Consider the following 6722-nt stretch of genomic DNA (forward strand, 5'->3'; position numbering starts at 1 on the left):
GGCCTGCCCTTCTGTGACGGCTGGTTCAGCTGTGCTTGATTTGCCCGATGAAGGCGTGCCACTCGTCCCCGGAGAAGCTCAGCATGGGCCCGTCTGCTTGCTTGGTGTCGCGGACGGCGATGCGGCCGTCGGGCAACGGCGCCACGGCGACGCAGCTGCCGTTGTTGCAGCGGGAGGACACCTTCCAGGTGATCTCCGGCGGGGGAAGCGAAGTCATAGTCGTGCCTCTCCTGGTCAAAGCGGGAAGCCGCTCGTTCTATTGTCTTGATCACCTTTCCTGGCTGCTTCTCCACGAAAGCCGCATCTTCCTGATGTAAAAAGAAGATCGTGTGGTTGGGCGGATTGATGTTTCGGATCGCGATGTCGCAGCCCGGAAAGGACTCCCACTTCTGCGCGGCGCCTGCTGTGGCTGAAACGGCGCGATTGTGCAATGTCAAGGCGTCCTTGTTTTTTGCACGGCTGAAGACTCCCTGCCCGGCTGCGACGCTGAGTGGAGCTGGCAGCTGGAAATCAAGGCATGCTGCAGGTGGCTTTGAACCTCAAGCATGACGTTTGTAGCCGCTTGCCTTACATGGTACGTGCCTGAGGCAATTGCCAGACAGGGATTCTCAAATTTCCTTGCCGGCGAAGTGGTCGCGCTGCATGAGGATCATCTTGCGGGAGGCCACAGGGCTGAGCGCGTCTGCGCGAAGGTGATCTATTACCTCCCTGAAGCGGCTGACTTGGTTGGGTTTCTCCTCGAAGATGTGACCCGCCCTCGTTTCCATGAACACCATGTCCGCGATATCGACATTCCGGTCAAACTCCAGGAGCATGAAGGCGCTGTCGAACCCCATGTGCGCTCCCACTTCGAAGGGCACGACCTGGATGGTCACCTGCGGCAGCTCGGCGAACTGGGCCAGTTGCTCCAGCTGTCTCTTCATGACCTTGGCTCCGCCGATGTGCCGGTGGAGGGAGGACTCGTCCAGCAGCACCCAGTAGCGTGGAGGTTGCGGCCGCCGGAGTAGTTCCTGGCGCCGCATGCGCACCTCTACCTGCCGCTCCACGAGCGTCGCGTCCTTGTCGGGGAAGAACCCCCGAATGACGGCCCTGGCGTAGTCCTCGGTCTGCATGAGTCCGGGGATCGTTGTCGTCTCGTACTCGGTGATGGCTTTCGCTTCGTTCTCAAGGTCGATCAGTGGTCCGATGTCGATGCCCTCACCCTGGTGCCACCAGCCCTGTTGTCTGGCGTCGCGGGCAAGCTCCATCAGTTCGTTCGCATTCTGGATGCCGTAGAGCTGGCCGAGGTCGCGGACGTCGCGGAGACTGGCCCGCCGCTGAGCGGTCTCGATCCGGCTGATCTTGGCCGGAGAACAGAGGAGGTGCTCGGCCACTTGGGCGATGCTCAGGCCTGCCTCTTGGCGTAGATCTCGCAGGCGTCGGGCGAGTTGGCGTTGACGGAGTGTCGGACTGGTCATGTGTCTCCGTCCGCTTGCCTGGGGACCGCGGTGCTCTCCGCTGTCTTGGGCGATCGGGTGTGGTTTGCAGGGCTGGGGGGTGCGCAGCTCATGACGGCCCTCGGGTGGGTGACGCTTACGCCCGTTGTACCCACAGAAGTGGCCAGGGGGCAAATGAGTAAGGTAACAGTCACTGGCAAAGCCTAGTGGCATTTGCCATATGCATGTAGCAATGGCACAAATCACTCGTGCCCCAAGGACTCACACCATGGATCGGACCAGCACGATCAACGACAAAGAAGTCCGAATTGGATTCGGCTTTCTACTTCTCCGCTTCCTTGATCGATGGATCTGCCGCCGCTTCGATGGGCGCGCAAGAGCGGCGGGCTGGCGAGTGCGGAGTCCGGCCCCGCTGATCAGGGTCTACAGCAGAACCGTAGGGCACGCGCTGATCACGTGCGGCACCTGTGGCGGCACCGGGGTCACCCCGCGCGGTGCGTGTCTGGACTGCTTCGGGTCAGGAGAGAGGCCTTGAGCATTTTTGACACACTGCATCGACTGACCGCTCCCGTCCTCCGCCCGCACCCTCTGGTTGTGCTCTGGCGATGGAGGTATGAGATCGGCCTCGCGGGATTCCTGGCGTACGCGGCGGTGGTGGTCACCGGGCCGGTGTTGATCGCCATCGCGGCGGTGCTCGCGGTGGTCGCCCTCTGGCCGCCCGCGCGGTCGGAGGTGTGGGGGCGGATCCGGTGCGTGGTGACCGCGCACCGGATCCGGGTCGGGTTCGTCGAGGCGTACCTGGTGAACCGGCGCGGTAAGACGCCCGCCGTGCTCTGGTGCGCGCCGGCGCCCTTCGGGGAGCGTGTCTGGGTGTGGTGCCGGGCCGGGATCACGGCCGACGACCTGGAGCGGAGTCGGCGCAGGATCGCGGGAGCGTGCTGGGCCGTGGACGTGCTGGTGTGGCCGCACCCGCGCAAGCCGCATTGGGTGCTGCTGGAGGTGATCAGAGTCGGTCATGATCAGGTCGGTTGCCAGGCCGGCCGGTTCTCCGTGCGGGGCGCGCCGTGATCCGGGTGCGCCGGTAGGTCGTGGGCCGTCTCCGATGCCGCGTCGTCGGAGGCGGTCCACCGCTTCGCGCGGGGAGGTGATCGAAGCGAAACGCGGGGAAGGTACTGGTTCGCGTCGGCGGGCTACGAGACCGGACTTGTCCGGTAGGGCGGGGGAAACAGAATATGGGAGGGACCGGGAGGACGCCTCGATGATCGAAATTTGGCCTGGAGATCCCTACCCGCTCGGGGCGACCTACGACGGCGCCGGCACGAACTTCTCGCTCTACACGGAGGTCGCCGACGCCGTGGAGCTGTGCCTGTTCGACGAGGACAACCGTGAGAAGCGGGTGAAGCTCACCGAGGTCGACGGCTTCATCTGGCACGGCTATCTTCCGGGGATCGGCCCCGGCCAGCGCTACGGCTACCGCGTGCACGGCCCGTACGACCCGGCGCGGGGACTGCGCTGCAACCCGAACAAGCTGCTGCTCGATCCGTACGCGATGGCGATCGAGGGTGAGGTGACGTGGCACGAGGCGGCGTACGGTTACCGGTTCGGGCAGCCCGACAGCCGCAACGACCTGGACTCGGCCCCGTACGTGCCGCGTTCGATCGTGATCAACCCGTTCTTCGGCTGGGGTCATGACCGGCCGCCGGCGACCCCGTACCACGACACCGTGATCTACGAGGCGCACGTGCGGGGGCTGACCATCAGCCATCCGAAGATCCCTGAGCGGATCCGCGGCACCTATGCCGCGCTCGGCCATCCGGTGATCACCGATCATCTGACGAAGCTGGGGGTGACGGCGCTGGAGCTGATGCCGGTCCACCAGTTCGTCACCGATCACGTCCTGGAGGAGCGGGGGCTGACCAACTACTGGGGTTACAACACGGTCGGCTTCTTCGCCCCGCACAACCGGTATTCGAGCACCGGGCAGCGGGGGCAGCAGGTGCTGGAGTTCAAGGCCATGGTGAAGGCGCTGCACGAGGCCGGCATCGAGGTCATCCTGGACGTGGTCTACAACCACACGGCCGAGGGCAACCATCTGGGGCCGACGCTGGGGTTCCGGGGCATCGACAACCCCAACTACTACCGGCTGGTCGACGATGACCCGCGCTACTACATGGACACCACCGGCACCGGCAACAGCCTGCTCATGCGGTCGCCGCACGTGCTTCAGATGATCATGGATTCGCTCCGCTACTGGGTCATCGAGATGCACGTCGACGGGTTCCGCTTCGACCTGGCCTCGACGCTGGCCAGGGAGCTGCACGAGGTCGACCGGCTGAGCGCGTTCTTCGACCTGGTGCAGCAGGACCCGGTGCTGTCGCAGGTCAAGCTCATCGCCGAGCCGTGGGACGTCGGGCCGGGCGGCTACCAGGTGGGCAACTTCCCGTCGCGGTGGACCGAGTGGAACGGCCGTTACCGCGACACCATCCGCGACCTGTGGCGCGGCCAGCCGGCCACGATGCCGGAGTTCGCCTCCCGCTTCACCGGGTCGAGCGACCTCTACCAGGCCGACACCCGCCGCCCGGCCGCCTCGATCAACTTCGTCACCTGCCACGACGGCTTCACCCTCCAGGACCTCGTCTCGTACAACCACAAGCACAACGAGGCCAACAAGGAGGGCAACCGCGACGGCACCGACGACAACCGGTCCTGGAACTGCGGCGAGGAGGGACCGGCCGGCTGGGCCATCGAGTCCCTGCGCGAGCAGCAGAAGCGCAACTTCCTCACCACGCTGTTCCTGTCGCAGGGCGTGCCGATGCTGTCCCACGGCGACGAGCTGGGCCGGACCCAGAAGGGCAACAACAACGGCTACTGCCAGGACAACGAGCTGACCTGGGTCGACTGGTCGGATGTGCGGGAGAACTGGCTGCTCCTGGAGTTCACCCAGAGCCTGGCGGCGCTGCGCAAGAAGCACCCGGTGTTCCGGCGCAGGCGGTTCTTCTACGGCAAGCCGGTACGGGGGCTCAGCGACATCGCCTGGCTCACCCCGTCGGGCGAGGAGATGACCGACAGCGACTGGAACGTCGGCTACGCCAAGTCGCTGGCCGTCTTCCTCAACGGCGACGCCATCACCGAGCCCGACCGGCGTGGCCGGCCGATCAGGGATGACTCGTTCCTGCTGCTGTTCAACGCGCACCACGACACGATCCGCTTCACGATCCCCAAGGATTACGGCGACATGTGGCATACCGAGATTGACACTGCGATGCCCATCAAACTGGACGTGCGGGTCTGCCGGGCGGGGGAAGAGGTGGCCGTGCCCGGGAGGAGCGTGCAGGTGCTGCGCCGTGTCTAGGCCCGTCTCGACCTACCGGCTGCAGCTGACCCCCGACTTCGGCTTCGCCCAGGTGGCGGAGATCGCCGGCTACCTGCGCGACCTCGGCGTCAGCCACGTCTACCTGTCGCCGATCCTGCAGGCGACGCCGGAGTCTCTGCACGGCTACGACGTGACCGACCACTCCAAGATCCGCGAGGAGTTCGGCGGCGCTAAGGGCTTCAGGGAGATGGCCGGGCAGCTCGCCGCGCACGATCTCGGCATCGTGCTCGACCTCGTGCCCAACCACATGAACACGCGCAACGCCGCGTTCTGGTCGGTGCTGAAGGACGGGCCGGATTCGCCGTACGCGGGCTGGTTCGACCTCGACTGGGAGGACGGCAAGGTCGCGCTGCCCGTGCTCGGCGACGACACCGAGCCGGTCGTCGACGGCGACGTGCTGCGCTACCACGAGCACGAGTTCCCGTACCCGGGCCACTACCGGCTGGTCGACTGGCGGCAGGGCCCCGGCTACCGGCGCTTCTTCGACGTGTCCAGCCTGATCGGGCTGCGGGTCGAGGACCCCGAGGTGTTCTTCGCCACCCACGAGGTGATCTTCTGGCTGCTGGACGAGGGGCTGGCCGACGGGCTGCGCGTCGACCACCCCGACGGCCTCGCCGACCCGCGCGGCTACCTGGAACGGCTGCGCACCAGGACCAGTGGGATCTGGACCGTCGTGGAGAAGATCCTCATCGGCGAGGAGCGGCTCCCCGGCGCCTGGGCGTGTGACGGCACCACCGGCTACGAGACGCTCAACCGCGTCACCGGCCTGTTCGTCGACCCCGAGGGCAAGCGGCCGCTGGTCGAGCTGTTCACCCGGCTGACCGGCGAACCCGCCGACTACCGCCAGGTCATGACCCGGGCCAAACAGGAGGTCATCGAGCTGTTCTTCGGCGCGGAGGTGAACCGGCTGGCCCGCGCCGCCTCCTGCGACCCCGAGGCCGTCGCCGAACTGCTCGCCGCCATGCCCGTCTACCGCGCCTACGTGGTGCCGGGCGAGCCGCCGCCCGCCGTGTCGGTCGAGATCATCGAGGCGGCGGCCGCGACCTGCTCCCCGGCCGTCCACCCGCTCGTCGAGCAGGTCCTGCACGGGCCGCCCGAGGTGATCACCCGCTTCCAGCAGACCTGCGGCCCCGTCATGGCCAAGGGCGTGGAGGACACCGCGCTCTACCGCTGGTTCCCGCTGTCGAGCCTGAACGAGGTCGGGTGGGAGCCGGACCACTTCGGCGTGGCGGTCGAGGAGTTCCACGCCTACTGCGCGGCCATGCTCCCGTACACCATGACCACGCTGTCCACCCACGACACCAAACGCTCGGAGGACGTGCGGGCCCGGCTCTCGGTGCTGTCGGAGCTGCCGGAGGAGTGGGAGAAGGCGGTGTCCGAGTGGTCGGCCCAGGTCGCCTTCGACGCCCGGCTCGACTACCTGGCCTGGCAGAACCTCATGGCCGCCTGGCCGATCTCCGCCGACCGGTTCACCGACTACCTGCTGAAGGCGGCCCGCGAGGCCAAGACCGCGATCTCGTGGGTACGTCCCGACGCGGACTACGAGCGGGGGCTGCGCGCGTTCGCCGAGGCCGCGGTGCGGCTGCCGATCGGCGACTTCACCGAGCGGATCGACCGCTACGCGATGGCGAACTCGCTCGGGGCCAAGCTCGTCCAGCTCATGATGCCCGGCGTCCCCGACGTCTACCAGGGCAACGAGACCACCGACTTCTCCCTGGTCGACCCCGACAACCGGCGGCCCGTCACGTACCCGCGCGTGCCCGCCTCCGCCTGGGACGCCGCCAAGCTCCGGGTCACCACGCAGGCCCTGCGGCTGCGCCGCCGCCTCGGCACCGGCGCACCGTACACGCCGCTGCGCGCCGAGGGCGAGGCGGCGGAGCACGTGATCGCGTTCGCCCGCGGCGGCGCCGATC

General features: G+C 67.0%; 5 protein-coding genes. 3 read left to right on the forward strand and 2 right to left on the reverse strand.

The window, feature by feature from the left end; all coding sequences use genetic code 11:
- Positions 1 to 25 precede the first annotated feature (25 nt).
- Positions 26 to 217, reverse strand: coding sequence for a DUF397 domain-containing protein (locus OUY22_RS20515; protein ID WP_270156669.1), 192 nt, complete (start codon positions 215 to 217; stop codon positions 26 to 28).
- 391 nt (positions 218 to 608) lie between these two features.
- Positions 609 to 1457, reverse strand: a complete 849-nt coding sequence (locus OUY22_RS20520) for a helix-turn-helix domain-containing protein (protein ID WP_270156670.1) — start codon at positions 1455 to 1457, stop codon at positions 609 to 611.
- Between the two features lie 573 nt (positions 1458 to 2030).
- Here OUY22_RS20520 and OUY22_RS20525 point away from each other — a divergent pair.
- From OUY22_RS20525 to treY, 3 genes are all read left to right on the forward strand, one after another.
- On the forward strand, positions 2031 to 2504 hold the full coding sequence (locus tag OUY22_RS20525; protein WP_270156671.1) for a hypothetical protein: 474 nt from the start codon (positions 2031 to 2033) through the stop codon (positions 2502 to 2504).
- A 190-nt stretch (positions 2505 to 2694) separates the two neighbouring features.
- Positions 2695 to 4788 carry a glycogen debranching protein GlgX gene (gene glgX, locus OUY22_RS20530; protein WP_270156672.1) on the forward strand — a complete coding sequence of 698 codons (2094 nt, stop codon included), beginning with the start codon at positions 2695 to 2697 and terminating at the stop codon, positions 4786 to 4788.
- Positions 4781 to 6722: malto-oligosyltrehalose synthase (gene treY, locus OUY22_RS20535; protein ID WP_270156673.1), on the forward strand; the 1942-nt coding region annotated here is incomplete at its 3' end. The genes glgX and treY, both read left to right, overlap by 8 nt.

This window comes from Nonomuraea corallina (assembly GCF_027620315.1).
GTDB classification, from domain to species: Bacteria; Actinomycetota; Actinomycetes; order Streptosporangiales; family Streptosporangiaceae; genus Nonomuraea; species Nonomuraea corallina.

Bases quoted from the DNA above. Each gene is read 5' to 3' on its own strand.
- OUY22_RS20515 (WP_270156669.1), bottom strand. From the start codon at position 217: ATGACTTCGCTTCCCCCGCCGGAGATCACCTGGAAGGTGTCCTCCCGC.
- OUY22_RS20520 (WP_270156670.1), bottom strand. From the start codon at position 1,457: ATGACCAGTCCGACACTCCGTCAACGCCAACTCGCCCGACGCCTGCGA.
- glgX (WP_270156672.1), top strand. From the start codon at position 2,695: ATGATCGAAATTTGGCCTGGAGATCCCTACCCGCTCGGGGCGACCTAC.